General features: G+C 62.0%; 16 protein-coding genes. 3 read left to right on the forward strand and 13 right to left on the reverse strand.

Features of this window, described 5'->3' with window-relative positions; genetic code table 11:
* The 8 genes from J4E53_RS13630 to J4E53_RS13665 all read right to left on the reverse strand — a co-directional run.
* Positions 1–675, reverse strand: a 675-nt coding sequence (locus J4E53_RS13630) for a DUF4124 domain-containing protein (protein ID WP_207268150.1), incomplete at its 3' end; no start/stop codon positions are given.
* 219 nt (positions 676–894) lie between these two features.
* Positions 895–1,848 carry a response regulator gene (locus J4E53_RS13635; protein ID WP_060739808.1) on the reverse strand — a complete coding sequence of 318 codons (954 nt, stop codon included), beginning with the start codon at positions 1,846–1,848 and terminating at the stop codon, positions 895–897.
* 169 nt (positions 1,849–2,017) lie between these two features.
* Entirely contained in the window at positions 2,018–2,779 is a 762-nt protein-coding gene (phoU, locus tag J4E53_RS13640; RefSeq protein WP_060739809.1) for a phosphate signaling complex protein PhoU, read from the reverse strand.
* A gap of 97 nt (positions 2,780–2,876) precedes the next feature.
* Positions 2,877–3,710, reverse strand: a complete 834-nt coding sequence (gene pstB / locus J4E53_RS13645; RefSeq protein WP_058544183.1) for a phosphate ABC transporter ATP-binding protein PstB — start codon at positions 3,708–3,710, stop codon at positions 2,877–2,879.
* Positions 3,711–3,866: 156 nt separating this feature from the next.
* The gene (gene pstA / locus J4E53_RS13650; RefSeq protein ID WP_060739810.1) at positions 3,867–5,537 is read right to left on the reverse strand and encodes a phosphate ABC transporter permease PstA; all 1,671 of its coding nucleotides are present in this window, start codon (positions 5,535–5,537) and stop codon (positions 3,867–3,869) included.
* A gap of 15 nt (positions 5,538–5,552) precedes the next feature.
* The gene (locus J4E53_RS13655; RefSeq protein ID WP_177431712.1) at positions 5,553–7,586 is read right to left on the reverse strand and encodes an ABC transporter permease subunit; all 2,034 of its coding nucleotides are present in this window, start codon (positions 7,584–7,586) and stop codon (positions 5,553–5,555) included.
* Between the two features lie 473 nt (positions 7,587–8,059).
* Positions 8,060–9,058: a phosphate ABC transporter substrate-binding protein PstS gene (locus J4E53_RS13660; protein ID WP_053127032.1), complete on the reverse strand. Its 999-nt coding sequence runs from the start codon at positions 9,056–9,058 to the stop codon at positions 8,060–8,062.
* A 237-nt stretch (positions 9,059–9,295) separates the two neighbouring features.
* On the reverse strand, positions 9,296–10,594 hold the full coding sequence (locus J4E53_RS13665) for an MFS transporter (protein WP_103308926.1): 1,299 nt from the start codon (positions 10,592–10,594) through the stop codon (positions 9,296–9,298).
* A 375-nt stretch (positions 10,595–10,969) separates the two neighbouring features.
* Between J4E53_RS13665 and J4E53_RS13670 the strand changes: the two genes are divergently transcribed.
* Positions 10,970–11,374 (forward strand): acyl-CoA thioesterase, encoded by a 405-nt coding sequence (locus J4E53_RS13670; RefSeq protein ID WP_003177184.1) that lies wholly within the window; start codon positions 10,970–10,972, stop codon positions 11,372–11,374.
* A 57-nt stretch (positions 11,375–11,431) separates the two neighbouring features.
* The gene (locus J4E53_RS13675; RefSeq protein WP_060743099.1) at positions 11,432–12,331 is read left to right on the forward strand and encodes a D-hexose-6-phosphate mutarotase; all 900 of its coding nucleotides are present in this window, start codon (positions 11,432–11,434) and stop codon (positions 12,329–12,331) included.
* 121 nt (positions 12,332–12,452) lie between these two features.
* Here the strand turns inward: J4E53_RS13675 and J4E53_RS13680 are convergent, their stop codons facing one another.
* From J4E53_RS13680 to J4E53_RS13700, 5 genes are all read right to left on the reverse strand, one after another.
* Positions 12,453–12,989, reverse strand: a complete 537-nt coding sequence (locus J4E53_RS13680; RefSeq protein WP_013691991.1) for a DUF3299 domain-containing protein — start codon at positions 12,987–12,989, stop codon at positions 12,453–12,455.
* Between the two features lie 89 nt (positions 12,990–13,078).
* Positions 13,079–13,324, reverse strand: a complete 246-nt coding sequence (locus J4E53_RS13685) for a GlsB/YeaQ/YmgE family stress response membrane protein (protein ID WP_003187057.1) — start codon at positions 13,322–13,324, stop codon at positions 13,079–13,081.
* Positions 13,325–13,427: 103 nt separating this feature from the next.
* Positions 13,428–14,513 carry a 5-(carboxyamino)imidazole ribonucleotide synthase gene (locus tag J4E53_RS13690; protein WP_060739813.1) on the reverse strand — a complete coding sequence of 362 codons (1,086 nt, stop codon included), beginning with the start codon at positions 14,511–14,513 and terminating at the stop codon, positions 13,428–13,430.
* A gap of 12 nt (positions 14,514–14,525) precedes the next feature.
* Positions 14,526–15,017 (reverse strand): 5-(carboxyamino)imidazole ribonucleotide mutase, encoded by a 492-nt coding sequence (gene purE, locus J4E53_RS13695; RefSeq protein WP_003196369.1) that lies wholly within the window; start codon positions 15,015–15,017, stop codon positions 14,526–14,528.
* A gap of 333 nt (positions 15,018–15,350) precedes the next feature.
* Positions 15,351–16,268, reverse strand: coding sequence for a LysR substrate-binding domain-containing protein (locus tag J4E53_RS13700; RefSeq protein ID WP_060739814.1), 918 nt, complete (start codon positions 16,266–16,268; stop codon positions 15,351–15,353).
* Positions 16,269–16,448: 180 nt separating this feature from the next.
* Here J4E53_RS13700 and aspA point away from each other — a divergent pair, with 180 nt between their 5' ends.
* Entirely contained in the window at positions 16,449–17,873 is a 1,425-nt protein-coding gene (gene aspA, locus J4E53_RS13705) for an aspartate ammonia-lyase (RefSeq protein ID WP_003196363.1), read from the forward strand.
* Positions 17,874–18,208 lie beyond the last annotated feature (335 nt).

The following is an 18,208-nucleotide window of genomic DNA, read 5'->3' on the forward strand; positions in this document are numbered from 1 at the left end:
CATGGTGCCGTCATCGTGCAGCACTCGCACGAAATTGCCCGCGGGATCATCCCCGCGGCCGGTCTGCTCGTTTTCGGTCTTGATGACCACGCCACCCCGCGCGGCGATGATAGGCGTGCCGACGGGCATGGCGATGTCCATGGCGTAGCGGTTCTTCGGGCCGTAATGGCTGTATTGGCCGTTGGCCCCCTGGCTCAGCCGGAACGGTCCACCGCGCCAAGGCAGCGGGTACCGATAGGCCTCGGCGGCGCCTGCAGGGTCGCCCAGGGAATATTCGAACCTTGGGGTATACACCAGCGGCCTGCCGGGCCGGGTGGCCGTGAGCAGCGCCAGGCGCAGGTTGCTGCGCGCCGGCAGCACCCGACGAATCGGCCGGCTCGGCGCCCCGCTGACATTGCGCAGCCCGGCGAAACTCAACTCGATCTCCACCGGCGCGTACAGATCGTTGCGCACGAACACCGCGTCCGCGCCGTTCTGCTTCTTGATATCCAGAAACACCTGCCGCTCCAGGCGTTCGACCATGCGGTCGCGGAACACGAACACCTGGGCGCCCTTGCTGGGGCGGTCGCTATAGGACACCACACCATTGGCATCGGTGGATTTGTAGATCGTCATGGCCACGGCCGAGGTGGAGGCCAGGACAAGACCACAGGCAAACAGCAGGGGCACGAGCATGGGCAAAGGTTCTGTCGAAAATGAAGGCCTGCACAGCAGCCTAGCAGCTGGGATGGACCAGCGTAGTCGACGGATGTTTCAAAATTGGATCAGCGATCGGTGTTGGATCTTATGGCCCCATCGCGAGCAAGCTCGCTCCCACACGGGATCTTCAGTATTCACTGGATCGAGTGTGGGAGCGAGCTTGCTCGCGATAGCGGACTCAAAGTCGCCGCCGGATCAGGCACCCGGCACGAAATGTTTCTGCGCCGTGCCGCGAGCGATCAGGCGGGAGATGTAGTCGAGTTTCTGCGGGTCTTTGTCGACGAAGCGGAACGTCAGTTGCAGCCATTCGCTGTCGGGGGTCTGCTCATGGGCGACGATGGCATGCAGGTAGCCGTTGAGACGGGCCGTTTCGGCGTTGTCGCCCTGTTCCATGTCCAGCACTGCGCTTTCGAGCACTTGTGGCAGGGTGTCGGTGCGCTTGACCACCAGCAGCGCTTCCTTGAGGCTCAAGGCCTTGATCACGCATTGCTGGGTGCCGCTGGACAGGCGCAACTGGCCTTGGCCACGGTTGGTCGTCGAAGCGGCGGCTACCGGCGCCTTGACCGGTGGGCTGTTGAGCAGTCCACGGGCCGGGGCAGCAGCGGCTGCGGGAGCGGGAGCGGCCGCCGGCTTGGCAAACGGATTCGCCGCTGGCGCCGAAGCAACAGCCGCAACCGGCGCCTTATTGCCCGTCAGGGCGCTGAGGGAATCATTACCGAACGCCGAGTTCATCTTGGTCGGGGCACTGTTCATCAGCGTGTCGAGCTTGCCGACCTTGTGCAGGGCCTGCTTGACCTTGGTCAGCAACTGTTCGTTGGTGAACGGTTTGCTGACGTAGCCGGAAACGCCGGCCTGGATCGCCTGGACCACGTTTTCCTTGTCGCCGCGGCTGGTGACCATCACGAAGGGCATGCCCTTGAGGGTGTCCTGCTGGCGGCACCAGGTCAGCAGTTCGAGGCCGGACATTTCCGGCATTTCCCAATCGCACAGCACCAGATCGAATGCCTCGCGAGCCAGCAGGGCCTGGGCTTTCTTGCCGTTCACCGCGTCTTCGATACGCACGCCCGGGAAGTAGTTGCGCAGGCACTTCTTCACCAGGTCACGAATGAACGAAGCATCGTCCACGACCAACACACTGACCTTACTCATCCAGATACACCTCTAAAAAATCCCGGCAAGCATACCGCTTTTACTGATGGCATATTGCCAAAAAAACCGTCAGTCACGCCGGGACTTTTCGTTCGCGGGGTGCTGCTTTCGATTAAAAAAAACCCAAAAAAAAGCCCGACCAAAAGGCCGGGCGCTTTTCTTGGCAATCTTACTTATCGTCAGTTTCGCCCGGAACATTAGCGGTTTCGGACGGGGTGCCCTGAACTTCTTCCTTCATCCGCTTGAGCCCCAAATGGCGCACATCGGTACCGCGCACCAGGTAGATGACAAGTTCCGAGATGTTGCGCGCATGATCGCCGATACGCTCCAGAGAACGCAGCACCCAGATAATGCTCAACACCCGGGAAATGGAGCGCGGGTCTTCCATCATGTAGGTCGCCAGCTCGCGCAGGGCGGTCTTGTATTCGCGGTCGATGATCTTGTCGTACTGGGCCACCGACAACGCCAGGTCGGCGTCGAAGCGGGCGAAGGCGTCCAGTGCGTCGCGGACCATGTTGCGCACCTGGTCGCCGATGTGGCGAACCTCGACGTAGCCGCGCGGCGCCTCGCCTTCTTCGCATAACTGAATGGCACGACGGGCGATCTTGGTGGCTTCGTCGCCGATCCGCTCAAGATCGATCACCGACTTGGAGATGCTGATGATCAGACGCAGGTCGGACGCAGCCGGCTGACGACGGGCCAGGATCCGCAGGCACTCCTCGTCGATGTTGCGCTCCATCTGGTTGATCTGGTCATCGATTTCGCGCACCTGCTGGGCCAGGCCGGAGTCGGCCTCGATCAGTGCGGTCACCGCGTCGTTGACCTGCTTTTCCACCAGCCCGCCCATGGCCAGCAAGTGACTGCGCACTTCCTCCAGCTCAGCGTTGAACTGTGCGGAAATATGGTGAGTAAGGCCTTCCTTCGAAATCATCTTGTTCGCTCCGCGAAAGTTGCAAGCTTCAAGCTGCAAGCTTCAAGCAGTTAAATGTTGATCCTGATAGCGCAGTGCGGCTATGCAGTTGCCTCGACTAGCCGTAGCGACCGGTGATGTAGTCTTCGGTCTGTTTCTTCGCCGGATTGGTGAACAGCGTATCGGTATCGCCGAATTCCACCAGTTTGCCCATGTACATGAACGCGGTGTAGTCGGAAACCCGCGCCGCCTGTTGCATGTTGTGGGTCACGATGACGATGGTGAACTTGGACTTGAGCTCGTAGATCAGCTCTTCGACTTTCAGCGTCGAGATCGGGTCGAGGGCCGAGCAGGGTTCGTCGAGCAGCAGCACTTCCGGTTCCACGGCGATGGTGCGGGCGATCACCAGACGTTGCTGCTGGCCGCCGGACAGACCGAGGGCCGACTCATGCAGACGGTCCTTGACCTCGTCCCACAGCGCGGCGCCCTTGAGGGCCCATTCCACGGCTTCGTCGAGGATGCGCTTCTTGTTGATGCCCTGGATGCGCAAGCCGTAGACCACGTTCTCGTAGATGGTTTTCGGGAACGGGTTCGGCTTCTGGAACACCATGCCGACGCGACGGCGCAGCTCGGCCACGTCTTCGCCCTTGCGGTAGATGTTGTTGCCGTAGAGGTTGATTTCACCTTCGACGCGGCAGCCGTCCACCAGGTCGTTCATGCGATTGAAGGTGCGCAGCAAGGTTGACTTGCCGCAACCCGATGGACCGATGAACGCGGTGACGCGCTGTTTCGGGATATTCAGGCTGACGTCATACAGCGCCTGCTTCTCGCCGTAGAACAGGCTCAGGCCGGGTACTTCGATGGCGACGGTTTCCTGCGCCAGATCCAGGCTCTGCTTGTCGCGGCCCAGGGCCGACATGTTGATGCCGTGTGTATGTGCTTCGTGTTGCATGGGAGGCTCCCTGTGCTAACAAATTCGGTTCGGAACGCCTGTGTGGCGGCCCCATGAAATTCCAGTGAACGCCGATCAGTGTGGGAGCGAGCTTGCTCGCGAAGGGGCCCTCGAGGCCGCCAGAAGCTTCGCGAGCAAGCTCGCTCCCACAGACCATCAACTATCCAGTGCCTTGTACTTCTCGCGCAGGTGGTTACGGATCCACACGGCCGACAGGTTGAGCGTGGCGATCACCAGCACCAGCAGCAGCGCCGTGGCATAGACCAGCGGTCGCGCCGCTTCAACGTTCGGGCTCTGGAAACCGACGTCATAGATATGGAAGCCCAGGTGCATGATCTTCTGGTCCAGGTGCAGGTACGGGTAGTTGCCGTCCAGCGGCAGCGACGGGGCCAGTTTCACCACACCTACCAGCATCAACGGCGCCACTTCACCGGCGGCGCGGGCCACGGCGAGGATCATGCCGGTCATCATTGCCGGGCTGGCCATGGGCAGGACGATTTTCCACAGGGTCTCGGCCTTGGTCGCACCGAGGGCCAGGGAACCTTCGCGCACGGTACGCGGGATCCGCGCCAGGCCTTCTTCGGTGGCCACGATCACCACCGGCACCGCTAGCAGCGCCAGGGTCAAGGACGCCCAGAGCAGGCCCGGGGTGCCGAAGGTCGGTGCCGGCAAGGCTTCGGGGAAGAACAAGCGATCGACCGAACCACCCAGCACGTAGACGAAGAAGCCCAGGCCGAACACGCCGTAAACAATGGCCGGAACGCCCGCGAGGTTGTTCACCGCGATGCGGATCAGGCGGGTCATCGGGCCCTGGCGGGCGTACTCACGCAGGTAGACCGCCGCCAGCACGCCGAACGGCGTCACGATCATCGCCATGATCAGGGTCATCATCACGGTGCCGAAAATCGCCGGGAAGATGCCGCCTTCGGTGTTGGCTTCACGGGGGTCATCGCTGAGGAATTCCCAGACCTTGCTGAAGTAGAAACCCAGCTTGGTGAACGTGCCCATGCCGTTTGGCTGGTAGGCGTGCACCACTTTGCCGATTTCGATCTCCACTTCCTTGCCGTTGGCATCGCGGGCCGTCAGGCTGTCGCGGTTGAACTGCGCGTGCAGGTCGGCCAGGCGCGCTTCGATGTCCTTGTAGCGGGCGTTGAGTTCGGCGCGCTCGCTTTCCAGGTCGGCCTGGGCCGAAGCATCGAGCTTGCCGTCCAGCTCCAGCTTGCGACCGTGCAGGCGGATACGCTCCAGACCGGCGTTGATGGCGCCGATGTCGACTTTTTCCAGGGTCTTGAGTTCGGCGGCCAACTGATTGACCCGCTGTACGCGAGCCTGCAGTTGCGGCCAGGCCGCTTCGCCCTCGGCGATGACCTTGCCGCCTTCCTTGACGTTGACCAGGTAACCGTAGAAGTTGCCCCACTCACGACGCTCGATGGCCATCAGTTCCGGCGGCGTGGTCTGGTTGGTCAGCCAATCGCCGACGATCCAGGTGAAGTCAGTGCCGTTCAGGTCTCGGTTGCCGACCTTGATCAGTTCGCGGGTCATGAACTCGGGGCCTTCGTCCGGCACCGGCAGGCCGGCGCTTTTCAGGCGCTCACGAGGTACTTCTTCTTTCTGCACCACTTCGCCGACCACCAGGTGCGCAGGCATGCCCGGCACGTTGTAGTTGGCGTGGATCAGGTCTGCCGGCCAGAAGTGGCCCAGGCCGCGCACAGCGATCACCGCCAGCAGGCCAATGGTCATGATGACCGCGATGGACACCGCGCCACCGCTGATCCAGACGCCGGGGGCGCCGCTCTTGAACCATCCTTTCAGGGAGTTCTGTTTCACAGACTTCTACCTTTCTTAAAGCGACGAATATTTCTTGCGCAGACGCTGACGGATCAGCTCGGCGAGGGTGTTCATGACGAAGGTGAACAACAGCAACACCAGGGCCGACAGGAACAGCACGCGGTAGTGGCTGCCGCCGACTTCCGACTCGGGCATCTCCACCGCCACGTTGGCCGCCAGGGTGCGCAGGCCTTCGAACAGGTTCATTTCCATGACCGGCGTGTTACCGGTGGCCATCAGCACGATCATGGTCTCGCCCACCGCACGGCCCATGCCGATCATCAGCGCCGAGAAGATGCCCGGGCTGGCGGTGAGGATCACCACGCGGGTCATGGTCTGCCACGGCGTGGCACCGAGGGCCAGGGAGCCCAGGGTCAGGCCGCGCGGCACACTGAACACGGCGTCTTCGGCAATGGAATAGATGTTCGGGATCACCGCGAAGCCCATCGCCAGGCCCACCACCAGGGCGTTGCGCTGGTCGTAGGTGATGCCCAGGTCATGGGAGATCCACATGCGCATGTCGCCGCCGAAGAACCAGGCCTCCATGTACGGGCTCATGTACAGCGAGAGCCAGCCCACGAACAGGATGACCGGGATCAACAGGGCGCTTTCCCAGCCCTCGGGCACTCTCAAGCGAATGGATTCCGGCAGGCGGCTGAAGGCGAAACCGGTGACCAGGATGCCGATCGGCAGCAACATCAACAGGCTGAAGATACCCGGCAGGTGCCCTTCGACATACGGCGCCAGGAACAGGCCGGCGAAGAAACCGAGGATCACCGTCGGCATCGCCTCCATCAGCTCGATCACCGGCTTGACCTTGCGGCGCATGCCCGGGGCCATGAAGTAGGCGGTGTAGATCGCTGCGGCAACCGCCAGCGGCGCGGCCAGCAGCATCGCGTAGAACGCCGCCTTCAGGGTACCGAAGGTCAGCGGCGAGAGGCTCAGCTTGGGTTCGAAGTCGGTGTTGGCGGCGGTCGATTGCCAGACATATTTAGGTTCGTCGTAGTTTTCGTACCAGACCTTGCTCCACAACGCGCTCCACGACACTTCCGGGTGCGGGTTGTCCAGCGTCAACGGTTGCAGCTTGCCGCCCTGTTCAACGATCAGGCGGTTGGCCCGTGGCGACATGCCGAACAGACCCTGGCCGTCGACCACCTGGTCCACCAGCAGGGTGCGGTGGGCGGTGCTGTGGAACACGCCGAGCTTGCCGGCGGCGTCGAGCGCCACGAAACCCTTGCGACGTTCTTCGGCGCTGATCTCGACGATGGGCGCGCTACCCATCTGGAAGGTTCGAATCTGCTTGAAGCGCAGCTCACCGTCCGGATCCCGGGCCATGAACCATTGGGCCAGGCCGCCCTTGGAGTCGCCGATGATCAGCGAGATCCCGCCCACCAACTGGGTGGCGGCGGTGACTTGGGCGTCGGCGTTTTCCAGCAGCTTGTAACGGCCGTTGAGGCTCTTGTCCCGCAGGCTGAACACATCGGCCTGGGCACGTCCGTTGACCACATACAGCCATTGCTGGCGCGGGTCGACGAAGATGTTCTTCACCGGCTCGGTCATCTGCGGCAGGTCGATACGCGTCTGCTCGCTGGTGACTTCACCGGTCATCATGTTTTCTTCGCTGGTGAGCGACAGCACTTGCAACTGGGCGCCGCTGGAGCCGGCCAACAGCAGGGTCGAATCCGTGGCGTTGAGGCTGACATGCTCCAGGGCCGCGCCCTGTTCGTTCAAGGCCATCGGCGTCTCGCCGTAAGGGTATTCGACGGCGGGCGAGATGGTTTTCTTGCCGTCCGGGTAGGTGACCTTATAAGTGTGACGGAACACCAAGGCCTGGCCGTTGGACAGACCGATCGCCACCAATGGGCTGCCGGGCTGGTCCTCGCCAATGGCGGTGACGCTGGCGCCGGCCGGGATCGGCAGGTCGACACGGCGCAGTTCGGCGCCACTGCTGACGTCGAAAAACAGCGCCTGGCCCTTGTCGGAAACCCGCATGGCGACCTGGTTCTGTTCTTCGATAGAGATCATCAGCGGTTTGCCGGCGTCTTGCATCCAGGCCGGGGTGATCGAGTCCTTGGCGGTCAGGTCCGCGCCCTGGAACAGGGGCAGCACCACGTAGGCCAGGAAGAAGAAAATCAGCGTAATGGCCGCCAGGACGGCGAGGCCGCCGACCAGCACGTACCAGCGGGTCAGGCGATCCTTGAGCGCGCGGATGCGACGCTTGCGTTGCAACTCAGGCGTATTGAAATCAATGCGCTTGGGAGGGGAAGTCGTAGTCATTGTGGAGTTGGCCAGATCATTCATGCGCACACCCTAGCGATCCTGTATGACAGAAAGATGACAGTGAAGTGACGCAACAAATCCGCCGCCAGCTAGAAGCGGCAGCGGACGGAAAATTCGTGTCTGTGGGAGCGGGCTTACTCACGAAGGGGCCAGCGCATTCGACATGGATGCCGACTGATCCACCGCATTCGCGAGCAAGCCCGCTCCCACAGAGAGCCCGGGCGTTGGCCCGGGCTCAGGTATTACTGCTTGGCGACGTTGCCGCCTTCCTGCAGACCCAGGTCAGCCAGTGCCTTGGCGGCGACTTTGGCAGGTACCGGGATGTAGCCGTCCTTGACCACGACTTCCTGACCTTGCTTGGACAGGATCAGCTTCACGAACTCGGCTTCCAGCGGGGCCAGAGGCTTGTTCGGCGCCTTGTTGACGTAGACGTAGAGGAAACGCGACAGCGGGTACTTGCCGTTCAGGGCGTTTTCTTCGGTGTCTTCAATGAACTCGCCGCCTTCTTTCTTGGCCAGGGCAACGGTTTTCACGCTGGCGGTCTTGTAGCCGATACCCGAGTAGCCGATGCCGTTAAGCGAGCTGCTGATCGACTGCACAACCGAAGCCGAACCCGGCTGTTCGTTGACGTTTGGCTTGTAGTCGCCTTTGCACAAGGCTTCTTCCTTGAAGTAGCCGTAGGTGCCGGACACCGAGTTACGACCGAACAGTTGGACCGGCTTGTTGGCCAGGTCGCCGGTCACGCCCAGGTCGCCCCAGGTCTTGACGTCAGCCTTGGCGCCGCAGAGGCGAGTCGAGGAAAAAATGGCGTCGACCTGAGCCATGGTCAGGTGCTTGATCGGGTTGTCCTTGTGCACGAATACGGCCAGGGCGTCCACGGCAACCGGAATAGCGGTTGGCTTGTAGCCGTACTTCTGTTCGAAGGCCTGCAGTTCGTTGTCCTTCATCTTGCGGCTCATCGGGCCCAGGTTGGCGGTGCCTTCGGTGAGCGCGGGCGGCGCGGTGGAGGAACCGGCGGCCTGAATCTGGATGTTTACGTTCGGGTATTCTTTCTTGTAGTTCTCGGCCCACAAGGTCATCAGGTTGGCCAGGGTATCGGAGCCGACGCTGGAGAGGTTGCCCGACACACCGGTGGTCTTGGTGTAGCTCGGGATCGCAGGGTCAACAGCGGCAACCGCGTTGGCAGTCGCAACGCCAGCAGCGACAAAAGTCATTGCCGCCATCAAACGCTTCAGTTTCATGCCTTACTCCTAGCAGAGAGGTGTGTTAAGTCGGCCAAGTATTGGTAAGCCGTGTGAACACTCTATGGCTGAAATATGACAATTGGATGAAAGGCCAGCATTGAGTTTTACAGGATGATTCATGCCGGCCCAATCGCGAGCAAGCTCGCTCCCACAGTGGATTTGCGGTGAACGCAGCCCTCTGTGGGAGCGAGCTTGCTCGCGATGAAGCCCGTGCAGTCAGCGAAAGATTCGGGCCTAGCGCCCCTTCTTCCAGAGATAACCGCCCACGGCAATCCCGATACCGCAGATCACCGCCACGTAATAGGCCGGTCCCAGCGGGCTTTCCTTGAGCAGCAGGGTAACGATCATCGGGGTCAGGCCGCCGAAGATGGCGTACGCCAGGTTGTAGGAGAACGACAGGCCGCTGAAGCGCACCACGGCCGGGAACGCCTTGACCATGACGTAAGGCACCGCGCCGATGGTGCCCACCAGCAGGCCGCTCAGCGCATAGAGCGGGAATAGCCAGTCGGGGTGGTCGAACAGGCGGTGATAAAAGGTCCAGGAGGTGATCAGCAGCAACGCGCTACCGAAGACAAATACCCGCCCGGCGCCGAAGCGGTCGGCCAGCACGCCGGAGCCGATGCAACCAAAGCTCAGGAACACGATCGCCAGGCTGTTGGCCTGCAACGCGGTGGTCGGGCTGAAGTGGTAAACGGTCTGCAACACCGTCGGGGTCATCAGGATGATCACGATGATGCCGGCCGACAGCAGCCAGGTCAGCAGCATCGAAATCGCGATGGCGCCGCGATGATCGCGCAGCACGGCCCGCAGCGGTATTTCCTCGGCCAGGGCCTTGCGCAGTTGCAGCTCGGCGAACACCGGGGTTTCGTGGAGCCAGCGGCGCAGGTACACCGAAAACAGACCGAACACACCGCCCAGCAGGAACGGGATCCGCCAGGCGTAATCCGCCACTTCCACCGGCGTATAAAGGCTGTTGATGGCTGTGGCGACCAGCGAACCCAACAGAATCCCCGCCGTCAGGCCGCAGGTCAGGGTGCCGCAGGCGTAGCCGATGTGGCGCGCCGGAACATGTTCAGAAACGAAGACCCAGGCCCCCGGCACTTCCCCGCCGATGGCCGCACCCTGGATCACCCGCATCAGCAACAGCAGGATGGGCGCCCACATGCCGATCTGCGCATAGGTGGGCAACAGCCCCATGATCAGGGTCGGCACAGCCATCATGAAAATGCTCAGGGTGAACATTTTCTTGCGCCCCAGCAGGTCGCCGAAGTGGGCCATGATGATCCCGCCCAGCGGCCGGGCCAGGTAACCGGCGGCAAAAATGCCGAAGGTCTGCATCAGGCGCAGCCACTCAGGCATTTCGGCAGGAAAGAACAATTTGCCGACCACGGTGGCAAAGAACACGAAGATGATGAAATCGTAGAACTCCAGCGCACCGCCCAAAGCTGAAAGCGACAGGGTCTTGTAATCGTTGCGGGTCAGTGGACGTGCTGGTTGTGCGGGCGTCGCCGTGCTCGAAGGCGCAGTGGTCATGGCAAGGGCTTCTCTTATAGTCAATTCTGCAACCCTGGCAATACGGGTTGGGGCCTGGGCAGGTCCGGCACGATAGCAAATTGTTCGAAAAAGCACATAGAGGCGCGTATTTGATAGTCGAAATCAGAACCGAGTGGTCGTCTCGACGTCTATCGCCCGATATACTCGCAACCTTGCAGTACTCTGTAAGGGGTTGCTGTGCGAAAACGTCGTTGGTGGCGTATTACCAGAACCAGCCGGTTTCGCAGAGTTTCCCTTTGGCACGCCTTTACGAAAAACGTGACGAACGCAGTATGTTCGGGCTGAATCGTTTTTTTCAAAGACGGCTATTCACCTGAAGTACCAGACAGCGTTACGGGTCAGAGGCCCCCCGGCATGATAGAGCTCGAACAAGAAGATCCAATCCCGCAAGGCGACCTGGCCCTGCAAATCACCGCGCTCCCTCGCGAGACCAACGGCTTCGGCGATATTTTCGGTGGCTGGCTGGTGTCCCAGATGGACCTGGCCGGCACCGCCATGGCCAGCAAGGTGGCCGGCGGACGAGTGGCCACCGTGGCGATCGATCGCATGGCGTTCCTGGTGCCGGTGGCGGTGGGTGCGCAGCTTTCCTTTTATACCCAGGCGCTGGAAATCGGCCGCAGCTCGATCCAGATGATGGTCGAGGTCTGGAGCGACGACCCGCTGTCCAGTGAATGGCGCAAGGTGACCGAGGCGGTCTTTGTCTTTGTCGCCATCGACGGCAGCGGTCGTACCCGCTCGGTTCCGCCGCGCGCCCGTTAAACACGGCGGCCGTTTTGCGGTCCATTGCAGTCCCTGTTCCCGAGCGAGATTTGCAACATGCCTACGCCCAACGTCGAAGCGGTCAAACTGGATGAACTGAACGCCTGGCGCATCCGTCACGGTCAGGCCGAGTTGCTGGTAGCCCAGCAAGGCGCGCACATCCTCAGTTATCAAGTGGACGGCCAGCCGCCACTGATCTGGCTCAACGACCAGGCCACGTTCAAGACCGGCAAGAGCATCCGCGCGGGCGTGCCGGTGTGCTGGCCGTGGTTCGGCAACCTGACGCGCAACCCCGACAGCGTACAGGCCATGCGTGTGAGCGACGCCCCCGCCACGGCCCACGGCCTGGTGCGGGCGATGGATTGGGAATTGAAGGGCATCGAAGCCGAAGGCGAAAGCCTCAAGGTGGAGTTCGTGCTGCCCTACCCCGAGAATGGCCTTGCGGGCTGGCCTCACCAGGTGGACCTGACGCTGACCATCGTGATGGACGAGCAGCTGCACATCCGCCTCACCAGCCATAACCGTGGCAGCGAAACCGTCAGCCTCAGCCAGGCGCTGCACAGCTACTTCGCCGTGAGCGACGTACGCAACGTGCGGGTCGAAGGGGTGGATGGCTTGAGCTACATCGAGACCCTGGACGACTGGAATACCCACACCCAGGCCGGCGACCTGACATTTGCCAGCGAGACCGACCGCATCTACCTCGACACCCCGCCGACGCTGAGCATCATTGACCCGCACTGGGAACGACGGATCGAACTGAGCAGCAGCGGTTCGCGCTCGGCGGTGATCTGGAACCCCTGGACCGAACGCGCCAAGGCCTTCAGCGACATGGCCGACGATGGCTGGCAGCGCATGTTGTGCATCGAGACGGCGAATGTGATGGACGACGTGGTGACGTTGTTGCCACAGGCCAGCCATACCCTTGGCGTGAGCATCTGCAGCAAGCCCCTCTAAACCCCACCACAAAAACCACTGTGGGAGCGAGCTTGCTCGCGATAGCGGACGGACAGTCAACCTCAGCGTCGACTGACACACCGCCATCGCGAGCAAGCTCGCTCCCACATTGGGTTTCGCCCTACAAATCCGCCTCCTGCACCACCCTCACCTTCTCCGCCTCCAGCGCATACGCCGCGCTCGCCAGGTCGTTGTCGACCTTTTCGATCTTCAGCGTGCCCGTCACCCAGAGCGGCGTGTAGATGTCGTCCAGCTTCAGGCCCTTGGGATAGCGCACCAGCACCAATTGGTTAGGCGGCGGTGGCGGGACGTGGATGCAGGCGCCAGGGTAGGGCACCAGGAAAAACAGCGTGCTGCGGCCCTTGGCGTCGGTTTCCAGCGGCACCGGGTACCCGCCGATGCGGATGTGCTTGTCGTTCATGGCCGCCACGGTCTTGGTCGAATACATCACCGCCGGCAAGCCCTTGCTTTGTTTCAGGCCGCCTTTTTCAGTGAAGGTGCCGTTGGCTTCCGGGGAGTTGTGGTCGATCTCGGGCATGGCCTCGAGGGCTTTCTGGTCCGACTTGGGCATCAGTTCGAGCCAGTCGGTTTCCGGCAGCTCGGCGGCATGGGCCAGGCCACTGCCCAGCAGAAGAAGGGTCAATACTAGACGGCGCATGAAAGGGCTCGGCAATGAATGAAAAGTGAAACGCCGAGCATTCTAGCCCCCTCGGCTCGCCACGCGGAGAGGGCCTTGCTGCATTTGGATCAGTTTCTTTTGATCAGGCCGTAGATCACCAGCAACACGATCGCGCCCACCAGGGCACCGATGAAACCTGCGCCTTGGCCGGCCTGGTAGATGCCCAGGGCCTGGCCGCCGTAAGTGGCCGCCAACGAACCGCCGATACCGAGCAGGATGGTCATGATCCAGCCCATGCTGTCATCGCCCGGTTTCAGGAAGCGCGCCAGCAGGCCAACGATCAAGCCGATAAAGATAGTTCCGATGATACCCATGGCATTTCCCCTCTCATTGAGTCGCTAAGCCAAAGCCCGGTCAGGCTTTGGCACTTAGCCATGAGAAAGATTAGCCGACGAATGGTTCCACCGCCGTTCCAGATTATTGTTCGGCGATCAGCGTCTCGACCTTGATGATCTGCTGGGCCAGCGTGGCCCGGTCAGCGCAGCGCAGGTTGGCGTGACCGACCTTGCGCCCGACCTTGAACGCCTTGCCATAGTGATGCAAATGGCAGTCGGCAATCGCCAGGACCTTGTCGCTGTCCGGGACCTTGCCGATGAAATTGAGCATCGCGCTTTCACCGACCTTGGCGGTCGACCCCAGTGGCAGCCCGGCCACCGCCCGCAGGTGGTTTTCGAACTGGCTGCACTCGGCGCCTTCGGTGGTCCAGTGCCCGGAGTTGTGTACCCGCGGTGCGATTTCGTTGGCCTTGAGGCCACCGTCCACTTCGAAGAACTCGAACGCCATCACGCCGACATAGTCCAGTTGCTTGAGCACCCGGCTGGAGTAGTCCTCGGCCAGGGCCTGCAACGGATGATCGGTGCTGGCGACGGACAGCTTGAGGATGCCGTCCTTGTGGGTGTTGTGCACCAGCGGATAGAAGCGGATCTCACCGTCGCGGGCACGCACGGCGATCAGCGAGACTTCCCCGGTGAACGGCACGAAACCTTCCAGCAGGCAGGCCACGCTGCCAAGCTCGGCAAATGTACCGACCACGTCTTCAGGCTTGCGCAGGACTTTCTGGCCCTTGCCGTCGTAACCCAGGGTACGGGTCTTGAGCACGGCGGGCAGGCCGATGGCGGCGACAGCGGCGTCCAGGTCGGCCTGGGACTGAATGTCGGCGAAAGCCGGCGTGGGGATGCCCAGGTCCTTGAACATGTTCTTTTCGAACCAGCGGTCACGGGCGATCCGCAAGGCTTCGGCGCTCGGGTAGACCGGGACGAACTGGGACAGGAAGGCCACGGTTTCGGCCGGGACGCTTTCGAATTCGAAGGTCACCAGATCGACTTCATCGGCCAATTGGCGCAGGTGATCCTGGTCGCCGTAGTCGGCCCGCAGGTGTTCACCCAGCGCCGCGGCACAGGCATCAGGCGCCGGGTCCAGGAAAGCGAAGTTCATCCCCAGCGGCGTACCTGCCAGGGCCAACATGCGACCCAACTGGCCGCCACCGATTACACCGATCTTCATTCGTCAACAACCTCAGGCAATGCGTGGGTCTGGATTGTCCAGGACGCTGTCTGTCTGCTCAGCGCGGAATTTTTTCAGCACGGTATGAAACTGTGGGTGCTTGGCGCCCAGGATGCTCGCCGACAGCAGGGCCGCGTTGATCGCGCCGGCCTTGCCGATGGCCAGGGTCGCGACCGGGATACCGGCCGGCATCTGCACGATCGACAGCAACGAGTCGACCCCCGAGAGCATCGACGACTGGACCGGTACGCCCAGCACCGGCAGGTGGGTCTTGGCCGCGCACATGCCCGGCAAGTGGGCCGCGCCACCGGCACCGGCGATGATCACCTCGATGCCACGTGCCTCGGCCTCTTCGGCGTACTGGAACAGCAGGTCCGGGGTACGGTGGGCGGAGACCACTTTCACCTCGTAAGGGATGCCGAGCTTTTCCAGCATATCGGCGGTGTGGCTAAGGGTGGACCAATCGGACTTGGAGCCCATGATCACGCCAACCAGTGCACTCATCGTCGTGCCTCTTCTCTCTGGGCGCCCGCAGGCGCGTCAAAAAACAACAAGCCACGCAGGAAACCGGCGTGGCTTGTTGTACGAATTATGGCCGGGCGAACCGACCGAAGGCCGGGCAGTATACCGAAAATGGTGCGTTAAACGCACTTTCGCCGACCATCTGTCATTTGGGGTGAAGTGGCGGTTTTATTGACTCGCAGGTCAGCGAACCAACAACGCAAATCCCTGTGGGAGCGAGCTTGCTCGCGATAGCGGTAGGTCAGTCTATGCAACTGTGAATGTCAGGTCGTCATCGCGAGCAAGCTCGCTCCCACAAGGGGGTCCGCGTTGTTTTCAGGATCCGATGGCGCCCTGCGCCGCGCCGCCTTCGAGCTTGCGCCACAGCAACCGCACATTGGCCTTGCGCACCAGGGCGCAGCGGTACAGGCGGATCTCCAAGGGCACGTGCCATTGCGTGCCACCGCAGATCACCAGTTCGCCCCGGGCCAGTTCGGCGCGTACGCTCAGGTGCGGTACCCAGGCGATGCCCAGGCCTTCCAGGGCCATGCTTTTCAGGCTGTCGGCCATGGCCGTCTCGTAGATCGTGGTGAACCGCAGCGCCCGCTGGCGCAACAACTGGTTGACCGAACGCCCGAGGAACGCCCCGGCGCTGTAGGCCAGCAGCGGCACGCTGGCCTCGCCTTCAAGGTCGAACAGCGGGTTGCCGTTGGCATCGGCGGCGCACACCGGGAGCATTTCGGTCTGGCCCAGGTGCAGCGACGGGAAGATCTCCGGGTCCATCTGCATGGCCGAATCCGGATCGTAGAAGGCCAGCATCAAATCGCAGCCACCTTCACGCAGGGCGTGGACAGCGTCACCGACGTTGGTCGCCACCAGCCGCGTGGCGATGTTCATCCCTTCGTTGCGCAGTTGCGCGATCCAGCGTGGGAAGAAGCCCAGCGCCAGGGAGTGGGCGGCGGCCACTTGGATGACTTCACCCTGCCCGCCTTCCAGGTGATGCAAATGGCGCAGCACTTCACCCAATTGCTCCACCACGGTACGTGCCGTCACCAGGAACAACTGCCCCGCCGCCGTCAGCTCGACGGGCGTACGGGAACGGTTGACCAGGGTCAGCCCCAGCGCAGCCTCAAGGCTGCGAATTCGCCGGCTGAATGCCGGTTGCGTCACGAAACGCCGCTCGGCCGCCTGGGAGAAACTGCGGGTCGCGGCCAGGGCACTGAAGTCCTCGAGCCATTTGCTTTCAAGATTCATCACGTCCTCCCCTACATGCACCAAAACAGGTCACACGTTCGCCGCACCGTCGGCGTCACACCGGCATTATGCCGAATATGCATAGGCCAGTGTTTAACAGCATTGGCCCTATTTTTTCCCAGAGCCTAGGATCCACAGCGTTCCGGCTCAGACCGGGTCCTTATCGAGATGATTTCCGTCATGTCCTCCGCTGCATCATTCCGCACAGAAAAAGACCTGCTTGGCGTACTCGAAGTACCAGCGCAAGCGTATTACGGCATCCAGACCCTACGAGCGGTAAACAACTTCCGTCTCTCCGGCGTCCCGATCTCGCATTACCCCAAGCTGGTGGTCGGTCTGGCAATGGTCAAACAGGCCGCCGCTGACGCCAACCGCGAACTGGGGCAGCTCAGCGAAGCCAAGCACGCCGCCATCAGCGAAGCCTGTGCACGATTGATCCGCGGCGACTTCCACGAAGAATTCGTGGTGGACATGATCCAGGGCGGCGCCGGCACGTCGACCAACATGAATGCCAACGAAGTCATCGCCAACATCGCGCTGGAGGCCATGGGCCACCAGAAAGGCGAGTACCAGTACCTGCACCCCAACAACGACGTGAACATGGCGCAGTCCACCAACGACGCCTACCCGACCGCGATCCGCCTGGGCCTGCTGCTGGGTCACGACGCGTTGCTGGCCAGCCTCGACAGCCTGATCCAGGCGTTCGCCGCCAAGGGCGAAGAATTCAGCCACGTCCTGAAAATGGGCCGCACCCAGCTGCAGGATGCCGTGCCGATGACCCTCGGCCAGGAATTCCGCGCCTTCGCCACCACCCTGAGCGAAGACCTGGCACGCCTGAAAACCCTGGCGCCTGAACTGCTCACCGAAGTGAACCTGGGTGGCACCGCCATCGGCACCGGCATCAACGCCGATCCGCGCTACCAGGCCCTGGCCGTGCAGCGCCTGGCGACCATCAGCGGCCAGCCGCTGGTTCCGGCCGCCGACCTGATCGAAGCCACCTCCGACATGGGCGCCTTCGTGCTGTTCTCCGGCATGCTCAAGCGCACCGCGGTCAAGCTGTCGAAGATCTGCAACGACCTGCGCCTGCTGTCCAGCGGCCCACGCACCGGCATCAACGAAATCAACCTGCCGGCCCGCCAACCAGGCAGCTCGATCATGCCCGGCAAGGTCAACCCGGTGATCCCGGAAGCGGTCAACCAGGTGGCATTCCAAATCATCGGCAACGACCTGGCCCTGACCATCGCGGCCGAAGGCGGCCAACTGCAACTGAACGTGATGGAGCCGCTGATCGCCTTCAAGATCTTCGACTCGATCCGCCTGCTGCAACGGGCCATGGACATGCTGCGCGAACACTGCATCGTCGGCATCACCGCCAACGAAGCGCGCTGCCGTGAACTGGTCGAGCACTCGATCGGCCTGGTCACCGCCCTGAACCCGTACATCGGCTATGAAAACGCCACCCGCATCGCCCGTGTTGCCCTGGAAAGTGGCCGCGGCGTGCTGGAACTGGTGCGCGAAGAAGGCTTGCTCGACGACGCCATGCTCGACGACATCCTGCGCCCGGAAAACATGATTGCTCCGCGTCTGGTCCCGCTCAAAGCGTGATCGACACGGCCACCGCTCACCAGGTCGAGGGACTAGACACCTCTCACCTTTTGAGGGCTTGGGGATCTTCCCCAAGCCCTTTTTTTAATGGATAGCAGCCAGGGATGACCGAACCTGTGGGAAGGAACCTGCTCGCGATAAACGACGACGCGCTGCCCGTTGTAAACCGTGTCGCCAGCCAACGCGAGCAGGCTCGCCCCCACAAGAACCTGACCGTAAGGCCAGGTGTTTCAAAGGGTCCGCTTCGTCGGACGCACCACAACTGTGCAGACGGGCACCGCACTGATAGGTATAGTGCCGCCCCTCTTCGCATGAGCGGTCGTCCGCAACGAGAC

Origin of the sequence: Pseudomonas sp. FW305-28 (assembly GCF_017351395.1) — a bacterium.
Taxonomy (GTDB): Bacteria; Pseudomonadota; Gammaproteobacteria; order Pseudomonadales; family Pseudomonadaceae; genus Aquipseudomonas; species Aquipseudomonas fluorescens_AA.

Bases quoted from the DNA above. Each gene is read 5' to 3' on its own strand.
- pstB (WP_058544183.1), bottom strand. From the start codon at position 3,710: ATGCAACACGAAGCACATACACACGGCATCAACATGTCGGCCCTGGGC.
- J4E53_RS13680 (WP_013691991.1), bottom strand. From the start codon at position 12,989: ATGCGCCGTCTAGTATTGACCCTTCTTCTGCTGGGCAGTGGCCTGGCC.
- J4E53_RS13675 (WP_060743099.1), top strand. From the start codon at position 11,432: ATGCCTACGCCCAACGTCGAAGCGGTCAAACTGGATGAACTGAACGCC.
- J4E53_RS13635 (WP_060739808.1), bottom strand. From the start codon at position 1,848: ATGAGTAAGGTCAGTGTGTTGGTCGTGGACGATGCTTCGTTCATTCGT.
- J4E53_RS13685 (WP_003187057.1), bottom strand. From the start codon at position 13,324: ATGGGTATCATCGGAACTATCTTTATCGGCTTGATCGTTGGCCTGCTG.
- J4E53_RS13655 (WP_177431712.1), bottom strand. From the start codon at position 7,586: ATGCAAGACGCCGGCAAACCGCTGATGATCTCTATCGAAGAACAGAAC.
- J4E53_RS13670 (WP_003177184.1), top strand. From the start codon at position 10,970: ATGATAGAGCTCGAACAAGAAGATCCAATCCCGCAAGGCGACCTGGCC.
- J4E53_RS13660 (WP_053127032.1), bottom strand. From the start codon at position 9,058: ATGAAACTGAAGCGTTTGATGGCGGCAATGACTTTTGTCGCTGCTGGC.
- J4E53_RS13700 (WP_060739814.1), bottom strand. From the start codon at position 16,268: ATGAATCTTGAAAGCAAATGGCTCGAGGACTTCAGTGCCCTGGCCGCG.
- J4E53_RS13665 (WP_103308926.1), bottom strand. From the start codon at position 10,594: ATGACCACTGCGCCTTCGAGCACGGCGACGCCCGCACAACCAGCACGT.
- J4E53_RS13690 (WP_060739813.1), bottom strand. From the start codon at position 14,513: ATGAAGATCGGTGTAATCGGTGGCGGCCAGTTGGGTCGCATGTTGGCC.
- phoU (WP_060739809.1), bottom strand. From the start codon at position 2,779: ATGATTTCGAAGGAAGGCCTTACTCACCATATTTCCGCACAGTTCAAC.
- aspA (WP_003196363.1), top strand. From the start codon at position 16,449: ATGTCCTCCGCTGCATCATTCCGCACAGAAAAAGACCTGCTTGGCGTA.
- purE (WP_003196369.1), bottom strand. From the start codon at position 15,017: ATGAGTGCACTGGTTGGCGTGATCATGGGCTCCAAGTCCGATTGGTCC.